15 protein-coding genes are annotated in these 14586 nt (G+C 72.2%); 14 read left to right on the forward strand and 1 reads right to left on the reverse strand.

Annotated elements, in window-relative coordinates; translation table 11 throughout:
- The first annotated feature begins 65 nt into the window (after positions 1–65).
- The 13 genes from mbhE to ACFQRI_RS08365 all read left to right on the forward strand — a co-directional run bounded on the left by mbhE (position 66) and on the right by ACFQRI_RS08365 (position 12457).
- Complete coding sequence (gene mbhE, locus ACFQRI_RS08305; RefSeq protein ID WP_380666243.1) at positions 66–2378, forward strand: hydrogen gas-evolving membrane-bound hydrogenase subunit E; 2313 nt, start codon at positions 66–68, stop codon at positions 2376–2378.
- Positions 2375–2911, forward strand: coding sequence for an MnhB domain-containing protein (locus ACFQRI_RS08310; protein WP_380666245.1), 537 nt, complete (start codon positions 2375–2377; stop codon positions 2909–2911). Before mbhE ends, ACFQRI_RS08310 begins: the two co-directional genes overlap by 4 nt.
- The gene (locus ACFQRI_RS08315; protein WP_380666247.1) at positions 2908–3300 is read left to right on the forward strand and encodes a Na(+)/H(+) antiporter subunit C; all 393 of its coding nucleotides are present in this window, start codon (positions 2908–2910) and stop codon (positions 3298–3300) included. Before ACFQRI_RS08310 ends, ACFQRI_RS08315 begins: the two co-directional genes overlap by 4 nt.
- Positions 3297–4832, forward strand: coding sequence for a Na+/H+ antiporter subunit D (locus ACFQRI_RS08320; RefSeq protein WP_380666249.1), 1536 nt, complete (start codon positions 3297–3299; stop codon positions 4830–4832). Before ACFQRI_RS08315 ends, ACFQRI_RS08320 begins: the two co-directional genes overlap by 4 nt.
- Positions 4825–5364, forward strand: a complete 540-nt coding sequence (locus tag ACFQRI_RS08325; RefSeq protein WP_380666431.1) for a Na+/H+ antiporter subunit E — start codon at positions 4825–4827, stop codon at positions 5362–5364. The genes ACFQRI_RS08320 and ACFQRI_RS08325 overlap by 8 nt, the downstream gene beginning before the upstream one ends.
- On the forward strand, positions 5361–5627 hold the full coding sequence (locus ACFQRI_RS08330; protein ID WP_380666251.1) for an MrpF/PhaF family protein: 267 nt from the start codon (positions 5361–5363) through the stop codon (positions 5625–5627). Before ACFQRI_RS08325 ends, ACFQRI_RS08330 begins: the two co-directional genes overlap by 4 nt.
- Positions 5627–5995 (forward strand): monovalent cation/H(+) antiporter subunit G, encoded by a 369-nt coding sequence (gene mnhG, locus ACFQRI_RS08335; protein WP_380666433.1) that lies wholly within the window; start codon positions 5627–5629, stop codon positions 5993–5995. The genes ACFQRI_RS08330 and mnhG overlap by 1 nt, the downstream gene beginning before the upstream one ends.
- A 163-nt stretch (positions 5996–6158) precedes the next feature.
- A complete protein-coding gene (locus ACFQRI_RS08340; RefSeq protein WP_380666253.1) occupies positions 6159–6431 on the forward strand; it encodes a hypothetical protein in 273 nt (90 codons plus the stop codon).
- Positions 6432–6921: 490 nt separating this feature from the next.
- Positions 6922–8163, forward strand: coding sequence for a M20 family metallopeptidase (locus ACFQRI_RS08345; RefSeq protein ID WP_380666255.1), 1242 nt, complete (start codon positions 6922–6924; stop codon positions 8161–8163).
- Positions 8164–8285: 122 nt separating this feature from the next.
- Entirely contained in the window at positions 8286–9506 is a 1221-nt protein-coding gene (locus tag ACFQRI_RS08350; protein ID WP_380666435.1) for an amidohydrolase, read from the forward strand.
- Between the two features lie 101 nt (positions 9507–9607).
- The gene (locus tag ACFQRI_RS08355) at positions 9608–10267 is read left to right on the forward strand and encodes a hypothetical protein (protein WP_380666257.1); all 660 of its coding nucleotides are present in this window, start codon (positions 9608–9610) and stop codon (positions 10265–10267) included.
- Between the two features lie 82 nt (positions 10268–10349).
- Complete coding sequence (locus ACFQRI_RS08360; RefSeq protein ID WP_380666259.1) at positions 10350–11036, forward strand: HAD family hydrolase; 687 nt, start codon at positions 10350–10352, stop codon at positions 11034–11036.
- A complete protein-coding gene (locus tag ACFQRI_RS08365; RefSeq protein WP_380666261.1) occupies positions 11036–12457 on the forward strand; it encodes an FGGY-family carbohydrate kinase in 1422 nt (473 codons plus the stop codon). Before ACFQRI_RS08360 ends, ACFQRI_RS08365 begins: the two co-directional genes overlap by 1 nt.
- Here the strand turns inward: ACFQRI_RS08365 and ACFQRI_RS08370 are convergent.
- A complete protein-coding gene (locus ACFQRI_RS08370) occupies positions 12454–12924 on the reverse strand; it encodes a gamma-glutamylcyclotransferase (protein ID WP_380666263.1) in 471 nt (156 codons plus the stop codon). The two genes, ACFQRI_RS08365 and ACFQRI_RS08370, sit on opposite strands and share 4 nt — an antisense overlap.
- Positions 12925–13175: 251 nt before the next feature.
- Between ACFQRI_RS08370 and ACFQRI_RS08375 the strand changes: the two genes are divergently transcribed.
- A complete protein-coding gene (locus tag ACFQRI_RS08375; protein WP_380666265.1) occupies positions 13176–14579 on the forward strand; it encodes an NAD(P)H-quinone dehydrogenase in 1404 nt (467 codons plus the stop codon).
- Positions 14580–14586: the final 7 nt, after the last annotated feature.

The raw sequence follows: 14586 nt of genomic DNA on the forward strand, positions 1-14586 counted from the left end.
CGCGCGGTGGCGGTGGCGAACAATCCCGGTGGCCGGTGGTCCGGTGCAGCGAGAGGGAGGTGTTCGTGCTCGGTTTCGTCCTCGCGCACCTGCTGATTGCCCTGGCCCTGCCGCTGGTCGCCCGGCGCAGCACCCGGGCGGCCTTCCTGGTCGCGGCGTTGCCGCCCGCCGCCGCGGGCGCGTGGATGCTCGCCCAGGCCCCCGACGTGCTGGCCGGGCAGGTGCGGACCGAAACCGTGCCGTGGGCACCGCAGATCGGGCTGTCCCTGGACTTCCGACTCGACCCGCTGGCGCTGCTGATGACCATCCTGGTCTCCGGCCTCGGCGCGCTGATCCTGATCTACGCCGACGCCTACTTCCCGCGCGACCGCGGCGACGCCCGGCGCTCCGCGCCGCTGCTGCTGGCCTTCGCCGGAGCCATGCTCGGGCTCGTCCTCGGCGACGACCTGATCACCGTCTACGTCTTCTGGGAACTGACCACCATCTGCTCGTTCCTGCTGGTCGGCCAGGCCGGCATCAGCCGCGAGTCGCGCCGCTCGGCGCTGCAGGCGCTGATGATCACCACGCTCGGCGGGCTGGTGATGCTGCTCGGCTTCGTGCTGCTCGGCGAGACCGCGGGCACCTACCGCATCTCCGAGCTCGCCGCGCACCCGCCGACCGGACCGGTGATGACCGCGGCCGCGCTGCTCGTGCTCGTCGGCGCGTTCACCAAGTCCGCGCAGCTGCCGTTCCACAACTGGTTGCCCGCCGCGATGGTCGCGCCCACCCCGATCAGCGCGTACCTGCACGCCGCCTCGATGGTCAAGGCCGGCGTCTTCCTGGTCGCCCGGCTGGGCCCGGTGTTCGTCGCCCAGCCCGAGTGGGGCTGGCTGACCGCGGCGTTCGGCCTGGCCACCATGATCTTCGGCGGCTGGCGCGCGCTGCACGAGTACGACCTCAAGCGGTTGCTGGCCTACGGCACCGTCAGCCAGCTCGGCTTCCTGATGGTGCTCTTCGGCGCGGGGACCTACGACGCCGAGCTGGCCGGCGCGAGCATGCTCCTCGCGCACGGCCTGTTCAAGGCCACCCTGTTCCTGGTCGCGGGAATGGTCGACCACCAGACCGGCACCCGCGACATCCGCAAGCTCTCCGGGATCGGCCGCGCGCAGCCGGCCCTGGCCGTCGTCGCCGGGCTCGCCGCCGCGTCGATGGCCGGGTTGCCGCCGCTGGTGGGCTTCCTCGGCAAGGAAGCGGCCTTCAGCTCCTTCGACGACCCGGTGCTGCTCGCCGGTCTGGTGCTCGGCTCGGCGTTCACCGCCGCCTACACCCTCCGGATGTGGCTGGGCACCTTCACCACGAAGGAGCGCCCGGGCCCGACCACCGTCAAGCCCGGCGAGCTGCAGGCCCTGATCCCCACCGCGCTGCCCGCGCTGGCCGGGCTCGCCCTGGGCATCGGCTACCCGCTGGCCGACGCGCTCGCCGGGGCCTTCGCGAAGTCCTTCCCCGCCTCGGCCAACCCGTACCACCTCGCGCTGTGGCACGGGGTGAACCCGCCGCTGCTGATGTCGGCGATCGCCCTGGCCGGCGGTGTCGTGCTGCACGCCTATCGCGACCCGCTGACCGCGATGCGCCGCCGCTGGCCGCAGCCGCTGAACGCGCAGCGCGGCTACGAGCGGCTCACCGGCTTGCTGGAGCGCGTCGCGGTCGCGGTCACCGCGCGCCTGCAGGTCGGATCCCTGCCCACCTACCTCGGCATCATCCTGGTCACCGTGCTGGTCGTGCCCGGGACCGCGCTGGTGCTGCGCACCACCGTTCCCGAGGACCTGCGCGGCTACGACTCGCTGATGCAGCTGCCGCTCGGCGCGGGCGTGGTGGTCGGCGCGATCGCGGTGCTGCGCGCCAAGCGCAGGCTCACCGCCGTGCTGCTGGTCGGCGTGGTCGGCTACGGCATCGGCGGGCTGTTCATCGTGGACGGTGCGCCCGACCTCGCGCTGGCCCAGTTCCTGGTGGAGACGCTGACCATCGTGGCATTCGTGCTCGTGCTGCGCCGCCTGCCCGAGCGGTTCACCGACACCGACAGCACGAAGCTGTTCGCGCTGCCCAAGGCCCTCATCGCCACCGCGGCCGGCGCGTTCGTCGCGCTGGCCGCGATCGTGTTCAGCGCGGCGCGCAGGCATCCGCCCGAGGCCAGCGACTTCTTCATCGCCAACGCCGAGAAGGGCGCCGGTGCGACCAACGTGGTCAACGCGATCATCGTCGACTTCCGCGCCTTCGACACCGTCGGCGAGATCGCCGTGCTGGCGGTCGCCGCCACCGGCGTGGCGAGCCTGATCCTCGCGTCCCGGCACGAGCGCCGGCGGCGCAGCACCCGCGTGATCAAGCAGGAGGTGGGCGAATGACTTCCCGGGACCCGGACTGGTCGCGGTGGGACGCCCCCACCGAGCGCTGGCTGCTGTCGGGCTTCCGCCGCGAGGGCGCCAAGCGCTCGATGCTGCTGGAACTGGCCGCGCGCATCGTGTTCCCGACCGTGCTGGTGCTGTCGGTGTACCTGCTGTTCGCCGGGCACGACAGGGCGGGCGGCGGCTTCAGCGGCGGGCTGGTCGCCGGTCAGGCGTTCGTGCTGCGCTACCTCGTCGGCGGCCGGATGGACGACAGCGCGATCGTGTCCATGCGCCCTCCGGTGCTCATCGGAGCGGGTCTGACCCTGGCCACGGTGGCCGCGTTCCTGCCGCTGCTCTTCGGCGGCGGCCTGCTGGAGAGCTCGATCTACAAGTTCACCGCGCCCGGCCTCGGCCAGATCAAGTTCGTCAGCAGCCTGGTGCTCGACACCGGCGTCTACCTGCTGATCGTCGGCGTGGTGCTGGACCTGCTGCGCACCCTGGGCTCGGGCATCGAAGCGGACGCCGACGCCGCGGCGAGGGGGCAGCGATGACGATCAACCTGACCCTGGCGATCGTGATCGCCGCGCTGTACTCGGTCGGCTTCTACCTGCTGATGCAGCGCTCGCTGATGCGCGTGCTGCTCGGCATCGTGATCCTCGGGCACGGCTCCAACCTGCTGCTGCAGACCGCGGGCGGGCCGCCCGGTCGCGCACCGATGCTCACCACCGCGCGGCCCGAGCAGATGACGGACCCGCTGCCGCAGGCCATGGCGCTGACCGCGATCGTGATCACCTTCGCGCTCACCACCTTCCTGCTCGCCCTGGCCTACCGGTCCTGGACGTTGCTGGGCCACGACGAGGTCCGCGACGACGTCGAGGACCGGCGCATCCAGCGGCTGGAACGCCGCAAGGTCGAAGAGGACGAGGAGGAGGCCGCGTGACGGTCCTGGTCGCGCTGCCCGTGCTGCTCCCGCTGGCCGCCGCCGGGCTCACCCTCGCCCTCGGCGGCTACGCCGACGTGCAGCGCCTGCTCGGGCTGCTGGTGCTCGGGGCGATCATCGCCGACGCCGCCGCGCTGCTCTACCTCGCCGACACCGCGGGGCCCGTGGTGCTGCAGATGGGCGCCTGGCCCGCCCCGTTCGGCATCACCCTGATCGCCGACCGGCTCTCCGCGCTGCTGCTGCTGGTGTCCTCGGTGGTGACCTTCGCGGTGCTGATCTACTCGATCGGCCAGCGCATCACCGACTACGGGCGGGAGGCCTCCAGCACCACGTTCCACCCGATGTACCTGATGCTGTGCGCGGGGGTGTCGCTGGCCTACCTCACCGGCGACCTGTTCAACCTGTTCGTGGCCTTCGAGATCATGCTCAGCTCGTCCTACGTGCTGATCACCCGCCGGACCAAGGCCGAGCGGGTGCGCGCGGGCATGACCTACACGATCGTCAGCCTGGCCTCCTCGCTGCTGTTCATCACCATGATCGCGCTGGTCTACGCCTCCACCGGCACGGTCAACCTGGCCGACCTGGGCCAGAAGGTGCACGAGCTGCCCAACGGGCTGCAGACCGCGCTGGCGCTGCTGGTCGTGATCGTCTTCGGCGTGAAGGCCGCGATGGTGCCGCTGCACTTCTGGCTGCCGGACAGCTACCCGACCGCGCCGGCCCCGGTCACCGCGGTGTTCGCGGGCCTGCTGACCAAGGTCGGCATCTACGCCCTGATCCGCACCCAGACCCTGGTCTTCGCGCACTCGCCGAGCTGGAAGCTGATGCTGGGCATCGCGCTGATCACCATGATCGTCGGCGCGCTCGGCGCGCTGGCGCAGAACGACCTCAACCGGCTGCTGTCGTTCCTGCTGGTCAGCCACATCGGCTACATGCTGTTCGGGCTCGGCGTCTACGACGTGCTGGGCCTGACCGGGGTGATCCTCTACGTGGTCCACCACATCACCGTGCAGGCCACGCTGTTCCTGGTCAGCGGTCTGATCACGCGGCACACCGGAACCGTGGCGCTGACCAGGATGGGCGGGCTGGCCAAGGCGGCGCCGCCGATCGGGGTGCTGTTCGCGCTGCCGGCGCTGAGCCTGGCCGGAGTGCCGCCGTTCTCCGGCTTCGTGGCCAAGCTCGCGCTGCTGCAGTCCGGTGTCGGCGCCGGGACGATCAGCGCCTACCTGGTCACCGCGACCGCGGTGCTGACCAGCCTGCTGAGCCTGTACGCGATGGCCCGGGTGTGGACCCGCGCCTTCTGGGGCCAGGTCAAGGCGCCCGTTCCGGACCCGGACCCCACCGACGAGCTCGTCGTGGGCACCGCCAGCTCCAGCCGGCCGATGGTCGCGGCCACCGGGGTCCTGGTGGCCGCCAGCGTGATCATCGCCGCGCTGGCCGGCCCGCTGGCCGGGATCAGCGAGCGCGCGGCGGCCGACCTGATGCACGAGGACACCTACCGCAGCGCGGTGCTGGGCGGTGAGCGCCATGGCTAAGCGGCTGACCCGCAAGCAGCGGCTGCTGCGCAGGGGTCCGCTGGTGATCTGGCTGACCCTGGTGTGGGTGCTGCTGTGGGGCACCCTGGACCTCGGCACGCTGGTGTTCGGGCTGAGCGTCGCGCTGCTGGTGAGCGTGCTGTTCCCGGCGCCGCCCATCCGCACCGGCATGGTGCTGCGCCCGTTCCAGCTGCTGCGGCTGATCGGCTACCTGGCCTGGGACCTGGTGATCTCCACCATGCGGGTCACCTGGCAGGCGCTGCGCTTCGGGCCGAACGCCACGGCGGGCATCGTCGCGGCCCGGCTGCACGTCGACTCCGACCACCTCACCGCGCTGATCGCCAGCGCGATCTCGCTGGCCCCCGGCCAGTTCGTGCTGCAGATCGACCGGGTGGACCGGATCTGCTACGTCTACGCGCTCTGCATCGACGACGAGGAATCGGTGCGCCGCGAGGTCGCCCGCCTGGAGCGGTTCGTCGTGGCGGCCGTCGGCTCGGCGGAGCAGCGGGAAATGCTGCAGGAGGCCGGATGACCTGGGTGTTCTTGACCACGCTGGCGCTGCTGGCGGTCGCCGGGCTGCTGGTGGTGGTCCGGTTGCTGATCGGCCGCACCACCCTGGACCGGATCGTGTCGGTGGACGTGCTGGTCACGCTGATCGTGGCGGCGACCTGCGCCGGGATGGGCTGGCAGCAGGACGGCTCGAACATCGCGCTGCTGGCCGCGTTCGCGCTGCTGGCCTTCATCGGGTCGATCAGCGCGGCCCGGCTGATCGAGCGGAAGGAGCCCTACCGGTGATCCTCCTCGACGCGTTCTCCGCGGTCTGCCTCATCGGCGGCGCGCTGTCCTGCCTGTTCGGCGCGCTCGGGCTGCTGACGTTCCCGGACGTCACAGCGCGGCTGCAGGCGGCCACCAAACCGCAGACGCTCGGGTTGCTGCTGATCCTCGTCGGCACCGCGGTGCAGCTGAACTTCAGCCTCGCCACCGGGTTGATCCTGGTCGGGCTGTTCCAGATGCTCACCGCTCCGGTGCTGGCGCAGCTGATCGGCCGCGCCGCCTACCGGACCGACAGCATCGACCGGCGCACCCTGGTCGTCGACGAGCTGGGGGAGCGCATCGAGCGCGAGCGGACCGGACGGGTCGGCGGGCCGCCCGCGAGTCGCTGAACTGGCGGTTGTGCCCAGCGGGTCCGATCTAGAACCGTCCGGGTTGGGCAAGCTGGCAACGGCCGGTTACTCACAGCGTTCAATATGATCAAATGGACCGGTACGGGTTACCACGGAAGCGTCGGTGGTGCGCCGACGTGGCGCAGAAGGATGTGGAGCCAACATGAGGCGGATCGGCCGCCTGCTCGCCGGAGTCGCGATCGGGTTATCCCTGCTGTTCACCCCGCCCGCGGCCGCGCTCGCGGAGGCGGCCCCGGTGACGGCGGTGGTGGCCCAGCAACCGGCGCCCGAACAGCCGGCGCAGGAGGAGACCCCCGCCGAGCGCAAGCAGCGCACCGCGATGGGCGTGGCCGGGCTGGTGCTCATCGGCGCCGTGCTGCTCACCCGCCGGATGCGCAAGAAGCCCGTGCTGTTCGTCGAGTGGAAGAAGAAGTAACGGCGCGGGAAAACCGGTCGAGCGTTCGGTTTCGACACGGATTCTTCGCCGCGAATTCTCGCCATGGACTAGACCTGACGACGAACGTGTGGGATTTTCACACATGATCGTGCGCGCGATGCTTTCCACGGCCGAGCGCGCTGTTCCGGGTGAGTAACCCGCCCAGACGTGGGCCGGCGCCGGGAAGCCCCCCGACCGGTGCCGGCCCACACCTACCTCCGCGGCTCCATTCCCGGTGCGCTGCGGTCATCGCCGAGTGATCGCGTTTCACCGATCGCCGCGAGTTTAGATGGATTTCGAGACAGCAATTGTCGGTTTGTCCGTATTTCGCGTTCTCTCACTCGAAAGTATGAGATCACGAGATTCTTTGGTAGTAGTAATCGGTCGGGGCGAAGCAGAACCACCCGTTCGGCGCAGCAGGGCTACCGGTGGCCGCTGCGAAGCGCGTTCGCGGCGCGCCGCTGATCCCGCTGCGGCAGGATGAGCGCAAATGCGTACCACCCCATCCGTCGAGGACTCCGCGCCGCGAGAGCGGCTGCGCGAGCGCTGCCGAGCCGCCGTGCGCGAAGTCGAGGACGAGCTGGTGGGGCTCTCCCGCGGCATCCACGCCGATCCCGAGCTCTCCTTCGAGGAGCACCGCGCCTCGGCCAAGATCGCCGACCTGCTGGCCCGGCGCGGGTTCCGGGTGCGCGCCCCGGTCGCCGGCCTGGAGACCGCCCTGATCGGCGAGCGCGGCAGCGGCGAGCTCGTCGTCGGCATCTGCGCCGAGTACGACGCCCTCCCGCAGGTCGGCCACGCCTGCGGGCACAACGTCATCGCCGCCGCGGGGGTGGGCGCCGCGCTCGCGCTCGCCGAGGTCGCCGACGCGGCCGGGCTGACCGTGCGGCTGATCGGCACGCCGGCCGAGGAGGTCGGCGGCGGCAAGGTCGTCATGCTGCGCGAGGGCGTGTTCGACGACGTCGCGCTGGCGGCGATGGTGCACCCCGGCCCGGAGGAGATCTGCCGGCCGAGCTCCCTGGCCATCAACGACCTGGAGATCCGCTACACCGGCCGCGCCGCGCACGCCGCCTCCGCTCCCGAGCTCGGGGTCAACGCCGCGGACGCGCTGACGCTCGCGCAGGTGGCCGTGGGCCTGCTCCGGCAGCACCTGGAACCGCGACAAATGGTGCACGGTATCGTCACGGAGGGTGGCGCGGCGCCGAACATCGTGCCCGCGCGCACCGCGGCGGTCTACAACCTGCGTGCTGCCGAGGAAAGCTCCCTGCGGCGCCTGGAGAACCGAATCCGGGCCTGCTTCGAGGCCGGGGCCACCGCGACCGGGTGCTCGCACGAGATCGTGCAGGTCTCGCCGGTGTACGCGGAGCTGGACCCCGACCGCTGGTTGTCGGAGGCGTACCGCCGCGCGATCACCGAGCTCGGGCGAGAACCGCTCGACCGGGGTGTCGAGCGGGACCGGGTCATCGGGAGCACCGACATGGGCAACGTGACCGGGTTCCTGCCCGCGATCCACCCGATGATCGCGGTGGACTGCGGCGACGCGGTCAACCACCAGGCGGAGTTCGCCGCCGCCTGCGCCACTCCGTCCGCGGACCGGGCGGTTCTCGACGGCGCGGTGGCGATGGCCTGGACAGCGCTGGCCGCGGCGACCGACGGCGCGCAGCGCGAGCGGCTGCTGGCCGGCGCGCGCGAGAGAACGACCGAACCGAAGAACACGTCTGGAGGGACGGCGTGACCGTGGTGGATTCCCGCGGCCCGGATCCGCGGGACGAGGAGTGGGGCGCGGCGGAGATCACCTCCGCCGCCCAGGCGACCCTCGTGCCGACCAACGAGCCCGGCGCGGAGCTGGGCAGCACGATGGGGGACATGGGGTCCAATGTGGAGTCGGAGGTGGCCGACCTCGGTGCCGGTCGCGGTCCGTCCTGGCTCGACGCCTGGATCCGGGCGAACGCCCACCGGCTGCTCGCCTGGCGCCGCCACGTCCACGCCCACCCCGAGCTCTCCCGCGCCGAGCACCGCACCACCGCGTTCCTGGCCGACCGGCTCGGCGAGGCCGGGCTCAAGCCCCGGCAGCTGCCCACCGGTACCGGTCTGATCTGCGACATCGGTGAATCCGGGCCCATGGTGGCGCTGCGCGCCGACATCGATGCGCTCCCGCTGACCGAGGCCACCGGCCTGCCGTTCTCCTCCACAGTGGACGGCGTGGCGCACTCCTGCGGGCACGACGCGCACACCGCGGTGCTGCTCGGCGCCGCGCTCGCGCTGGCCACCGCGCCGCGGCTGCCCGGCCGAGTGCGGCTGATCTTCCAGCCGGCCGAGGAGGTCATGCCGGGCGGAGCGCTGGACGTGCTGGCCACCGGCGCGCTGGACGAGGTCGAGCGGATCTTCGGACTGCACTGCGACCCGAAGCTGGAGGTCGGCAGGGTCGGCATCAAGCAGGGCGCCATCACCTCGGCCACCGACCTGCTGGAGCTGCGGCTCACCTCGCCCGGCGGGCACACCTCGCGGCCGCACCTGACCGGCGACCTGGTGCACGCGCTCGGCGCCGTCATCACCGGGCTGCCCGGCCTGCTCGCGCGCCGCGTCGACCCGCGCGCCGGAACCGTGCTGACCTGGGGCGCGGTGCACGCGGGGGAGGCGCCCAACGCCATCCCGCAGGAGGGCGTCCTCACCGGCACGCTGCGCACGGCCGACCGGGACACCTGGGCCCAGCTGGAGCCGCTGGTGCACGAGCTGGTGCACAGCCTGCTCAGCCCGCTGGGCGTGGGCTTCGACCTGCAGCACCGGCGCGGCGTCCCGCCGGTCGTCAACGAGCCCGCCAGCACCGAGCTGCTGCGCGCGGCCGTCACCGCGGCGATGGGGTCCGACGCGGAGGCCGGCACTCCGCAGTCCTCCGGGGGCGAGGACTTCGGCTGGTACCTGGAGCACGTCCCCGGTTCGTTCGCCCGGCTGGGCGTGCACTCGGGCAGCGGGCCCACGCTCGACCTGCACCAGCCGACCTTCGCGCTCGACGAGCGGGCCCTGTTCGTCGGAGTCCGGACGATGGTCCACGCGGCGCTGCGAGCCCTGGACTCCTGAGGTTCCCGGGCGAGCGATCTCGCCCGGGAACAACTCCACCGGAACGGGGTGTATCAGGCGCTCCGGTGTATCAGCGGGCGGTTCTCGGTCCTCTTACAAGTATGCGAACCGAAATCCCCTGCCCGCAGTTCCTGTCCGCTCCCGCGTCGCAGAGCCCGCCGCAAGCCGGGCACGGCGCGCTAACCCGCCGGGAAGCCGAGCGGCTGCTCGGCGAGGAGGCCGTGGTCGAAGCCCTCGAAGAGGGCGAATGGGTGCAGCCCTGGCGCGGGGTGCTGGTCCCGGCGGCGCTGGCCGCGGAGCCGCGCACCCGCGCGGCGGCCGCTCTGCTGCGCGCCGACGAGCACGCGGTGCTCTCCGGGGCCACGGCCGTGGCGGTGCACGGCTGCGGGCCGGTTCCCGAGGACGTCCACCTGACCGTGCCCTACGGTTGCGAGCTCCGCTCTCAGACCGGGCTGGTGGTGCGCCAGTCCTGGATCCGCGAGGTCGACGTGCACCTGCTCGACGGGCTGCGGGTGCACGCGCTGGACGTGGCGCTGGCCGATCTGCTCTGCCTCGGCCCGCAGCGGCGGGCGCTGGACTGCCTGGAGCGGGCGCTCGGGGCGCTCGGGGATCGCGCCGAGCGGTTCCGCGCGCTGGTCGGTCAGCGGCTGGACCACCGCCGCGACCGCCGCGGCACCCGGCAGGCCGCCGAACTGCTCCGGCTCGCCTGGGCGGACCCCTGGCCGACCGCTGATCCGGCGTTGACCGGGGGCACCCGATGACGGTATTTATCACAGGAATTTCCGTTAAGATAATCACTGCTTGTGTTAACTTGGGGCTGGAACTCGACTGGAAGGACGTCCCGTGCCCACAGCTGAGCGAATCGACCTGGTGCTCCTCGACGTCGGCGGCCCGATCTACGACGACGTGGCCTACCGAGATGCCCTCCTGCGCGCCGCGCAGGAGCTCGCCGCCGAGGAGGGTCGCGACATCGACGAGGCCGAGTTCCAGCGGGTCTGCGACGACCACCGGCAGCAGCAGGCCGGCTCGCTGCGTTCCAAGATCGCCGAGCGGTTCTTCACCCCGGCGCTGCGCGAACGGCTCTCCGACCTGGCGCAGCGCTACTGGGAGTACCCGGCTTCCTGCCTCTACGACGACGTGCTTCCCGCGCTGCGCCTGGTCTCCGAGCGCTACCGGATCGCGCTGGTCGCCAACCAGCGGACCGAGGTGCTCCGCGCGCTGCGCCGCGACGGCGTCGCCGAGCACGTCGACATCTGGGCGATCTCGGAAGCCCTCGGCGTGGAGAAGCCGGACCCGCGCATCTTCCGGCACGCGCTGCGCGAAGCCGGCGTGGACCCCGCGAACGCGGTGCACGTCGGCAACCGCCTCGACTCCGACGTGCGCGGTGCCAAGGGCGTCGGGCTGCGCACGGTGTGGGTGCTGCGCGGTGAGGCCCCGCCGAACCCCACGCCCGAGCAGCTCGCCGAGACCGACCTGGCCGTGCGCACGCTGGCCGAGCTCCCCGACGCGCTCGAGCAGCTGTCCTCGTGATGGGCGAGCTGGTCGCGGGCGTCGACATCGCCACCGCCAACGCTCGGGTGCAGGTGCACGACCCGGCGGGCAACCTGCTCGCCGCGGCCTCGCGCGCGCTGCCGCCGCCCGAGCGATCCGGGCCGCGCTCCGAGCAGGACGCCAACAGCTGGTGGCCCGCCGTGCGCGACTGCCTCGCCGCGTGCACCGAGCAGCTGGGCCCGCGCAGCGCCGAGATCACCGCACTGGCCATCTCGGCCACCTCCGGCACGGTCGTCGCGGTGGATCGCGACGGACGACCGCTCGGGCCGGCCCTGATGTACGACGACCGGCGGGCCGAGGAGGAGGCGAGCACCGCGCGGCGGGCGGGCGAGGCCCGCTGGCGGCGCACCGGAATGGTGCCCACGGCCGGGTCCGGCCTGGCCCGGATCGGCCGGCTCGTCCGCGACCACCCCGATGCCGAGCTGGTGTGCCACACCCCGGACGTCGTCGCCCGCGAGCTGGTCGGTCACCCGGTGCCGACCGACACCAGCCACGCGCTCAAGAGCGGTTACGACGCGACGGCCGAGGAGTGGGCCGAGGAGGCCCTTGCCGCGCTGCGCGTGCCGACGAGCTCGCTGCCCCACGTGGTTCGACCGACCGCGGTGCTGGGCGCGGTGAGCACCGTCGCCGCCGCGGCGACCGGACTACCGGTGGGCTGCGAGGTCCGCGCGGGCATGACCGACGGCTGCGCGGGTCAGCTGGCCTGCGGCGCCGTCGACCTCGGCCGGTTCGTCACGGTGCTGGGCACGACGATGGTGCTCAAGGGCGTCGCCGAGCAGCCCGTGCACGACCCCGCGGGTGCGGTCTACAGCCACCTGCACCCCGACGGCGGATGGCTGCCCGGGGGAGCCGCCAACATCGGCGGCTCGGCGCTGGCCGACCGGCCCCCCGGCGAGCTGGCCGATCTGGATGCCGCGGCCCTCGCCCGCGGCCCGGCGAACGTCGTCGACTACCCGCTGCGGGGTCGGGGCGAGCGGTTCCCGTTCCAGGCGCCCGAAGCCGAGGCCTTCCGGTTGGGCACCCCTGCCGATCGGGTCGAGGAGCACCGGGCCCGCCTGGAGGGCATCGCGTTCTGCGAGCGCCTCGCCCTGGAGCGGTTGTCCGAGCTGGGCGCCGCCGCGGAGGGGGCGATCCGCACCGCCGGCGGCGGCGCCCGCAGCCGCGAGTGGTGCGCGATCCGCGCTGCGGTGCTGGGCAGGCCGGTGCTGAGGCTGCAGGGAGCCGGGACCGCGCTGGGAGCGGCGCTGCTCGCCGCTTCCGGCACCGTCCACCCCGATCTCAGCGCGGCGGCGAAGGCCATGGTCCCGGCGGCCGAGCTCGTCGACCCGCGCCCGGACGAGCGCTTGGAGGACAACTACCGGCGGTTCTGCGATGAGCTGCGCGGCCGGGGCTGGCTCTAGAGGTCGCGCGGCGAACCCGGTCCCACGTTGTGGCAGGGGCGGGTGCGCAGCTTCTCCACGTAGTCCTCGGGCGCGCCGGCGGCCTCCGCCGCGTCGGCCACCACTCCGAGGTAGCGCGCCGAGGGCAGCCCGCCCTCGTACGCGTCGAGCACGTAGAGCCACGCCAGCACGGGCCCGTCCAGCGTCTGCACCCGAAGCCGGAGCTTCTTGTGCATGCCGAGCTCGGCGCCCTCCCAGTTGTCCAGGTTGCGCTCGTCCTCCGGGCTGACGTCGTAGAGCACCGTGAAGACCTGCGAGCCCGGTTGCTCGACGATCGTGGCCAGGGCGCCTTCCCAGCCGTAATCCTCGCCACCGAAGGTCAGGCGCCAATCCATCAGCCACCCGGTCCCCGCCATCGGGGAATGCGGTGCGCGCTTCAACATCTGGGCCGGATCCATGTTGGATCCGTACGCGGCGTACAGAGGCACGTGCACCAGGGTAACGATCGCCAACGCGAAAAGCGGAGCGGACCACGGCACGAACGAGGGTTGGGCGCGAATTTTTCCCGCACCGCTCGGCGCGGGCGCACCGCGCGCGATCGCGGAACCGGGCTTGATTACGGACGGTGCCGATCGGCGAAGTGGCCTTCACCACTCTGGTTACCACCCGGTTTGCCCGGACTCGACGCAGCGTACGGTGAGTCCGGCGCCCATAAGGTGGTACAGGGGAGGACAGCGAAGTGACCCGCATCGTGATCATGGGAGGCGGCCCGGCCGGCTACGAGGCGGCTCTGGTCGCGGCATCCAACGGAGCGGACGTCACCCTGGTCGAGCCGGAGGGGCTCGGCGGGGCGTGCGTGCTCTACGACTGCGTTCCGTCCAAGACCTTCATCGCCTCGGCGGGCGCCCGTTCGTCCATCCGGGACGCCGCCGAGCTCGGCATCCGGGCCAACAACGACGACTCCGACGTCGAGGTCGCCGTGGTGCACGGCCGGGTGAAGGGCCTGGCCCTGGCCCAGTCCGCCGACATCCGCTCCCGGGTCCGCCGCGAGGGCGTGCGGATCCTGCCCGGTCGCGCGCGGTTCACCAACGCCACCAAGGGCATGGCCGTGCACCAGGTCGGCGTCGACCTCGCCGACGGTGGCCACGAGGAGCTCTCCGCCGACGTGGTGCTCATCGCCACCGGCGCGACCCCGCGGATCCTCAAGGGCGCCGAGCCCGACGGGGAGCGCATCCTCACCTGGCGCCAGCTCTACGACCTGCCCGAGCTGCCCAAGCACCTGGCCGTGATCGGCTCCGGCGTCACCGGTGTGGAGTTCGCCTCCGCCTACACCGAGATGGGCGTGAAGGTCACCATGATCTCCAGCCGGGACCGCGTGCTGCCGCACGAGGACGCCGACGCCGCGGCCGTGCTGGAGGAGGTCTTCGCCGAGCGCGGCACCGAGGTCGTCAAGCACGCCCGCGCCGAGAAGGTCGAGCGCACCGACGACGGCGTGCTCATCCACCTCGCCGACGGCCGCAAGGTCGAGGCCAGCCACGCCCTGCTGACCGTCGGCTCGGTCCCCAACACCGAGGAGCTGGGCCTGGAGCGGGTCGGCATCGAGACCGACCGCAGCGGCTACATCCCGGTCGACCGCGTGTCGCGCACCAACGTGCCGGGCATCTACGCCGCCGGTGACTGCACCGGACTGCTGCTGCTGGCCTCGGTGGCCGGCATGCAGGGCCGCATCGCGATGTGGCACGCCCTCGGCGAGGGCGTCACGCCGATCAAGCTCAAGACGGTCGCCGCCAACGTCTTCACCCACCCGGAGATCGCCACCGTCGGGATCAGCCAGCAGGCCATCGACAGCGGCGAGGTCCCGGCCCGCACCGTGATGATGCCGCTGGCCACGAACCCGCGCGCGAAGATGGAGGGGCTGCGCCGCGGTTTCCTCAAGGTCTTCTGCCGCCCGCAGACCGGCGTGGTCGTCGGCGGCGTGGTGGTCGGCCCGAACGCCAGCGAGCTGATCCTGCCGATCGCGCTGGCCGTGCAGAACCAGGTGACCGTCGACAACCTGGCCAACACGTTCTCGGTGTACCCGTCGCTGTCCGGCTCGCTCACCGAGGCGGGCCGGTTGCTGATGCGGCACGACGACCTGGACTGATCGTCCC

The sequence above is a fragment of the Saccharopolyspora griseoalba genome (assembly GCF_042665275.1).
Lineage (GTDB): Bacteria > Actinomycetota > Actinomycetes > Mycobacteriales > Pseudonocardiaceae > Saccharopolyspora > Saccharopolyspora griseoalba.

Coding starts and splice junctions, on each gene's coding strand:
- ACFQRI_RS08310 (WP_380666245.1), top strand. CDS start 2,375: ATGACTTCCCGGGACCCGGACTGGTCGCGGTGGGACGCCCCCACCGAG.
- ACFQRI_RS08315 (WP_380666247.1), top strand. CDS start 2,908: ATGACGATCAACCTGACCCTGGCGATCGTGATCGCCGCGCTGTACTCG.
- ACFQRI_RS08325 (WP_380666431.1), top strand. CDS start 4,825: ATGGCTAAGCGGCTGACCCGCAAGCAGCGGCTGCTGCGCAGGGGTCCG.
- ACFQRI_RS08330 (WP_380666251.1), top strand. CDS start 5,361: ATGACCTGGGTGTTCTTGACCACGCTGGCGCTGCTGGCGGTCGCCGGG.
- ACFQRI_RS08340 (WP_380666253.1), top strand. CDS start 6,159: ATGAGGCGGATCGGCCGCCTGCTCGCCGGAGTCGCGATCGGGTTATCC.
- ACFQRI_RS08345 (WP_380666255.1), top strand. CDS start 6,922: ATGCGTACCACCCCATCCGTCGAGGACTCCGCGCCGCGAGAGCGGCTG.
- ACFQRI_RS08350 (WP_380666435.1), top strand. CDS start 8,286: ATGGGGGACATGGGGTCCAATGTGGAGTCGGAGGTGGCCGACCTCGGT.
- ACFQRI_RS08355 (WP_380666257.1), top strand. CDS start 9,608: ATGCGAACCGAAATCCCCTGCCCGCAGTTCCTGTCCGCTCCCGCGTCG.
- ACFQRI_RS08365 (WP_380666261.1), top strand. CDS start 11,036: ATGGGCGAGCTGGTCGCGGGCGTCGACATCGCCACCGCCAACGCTCGG.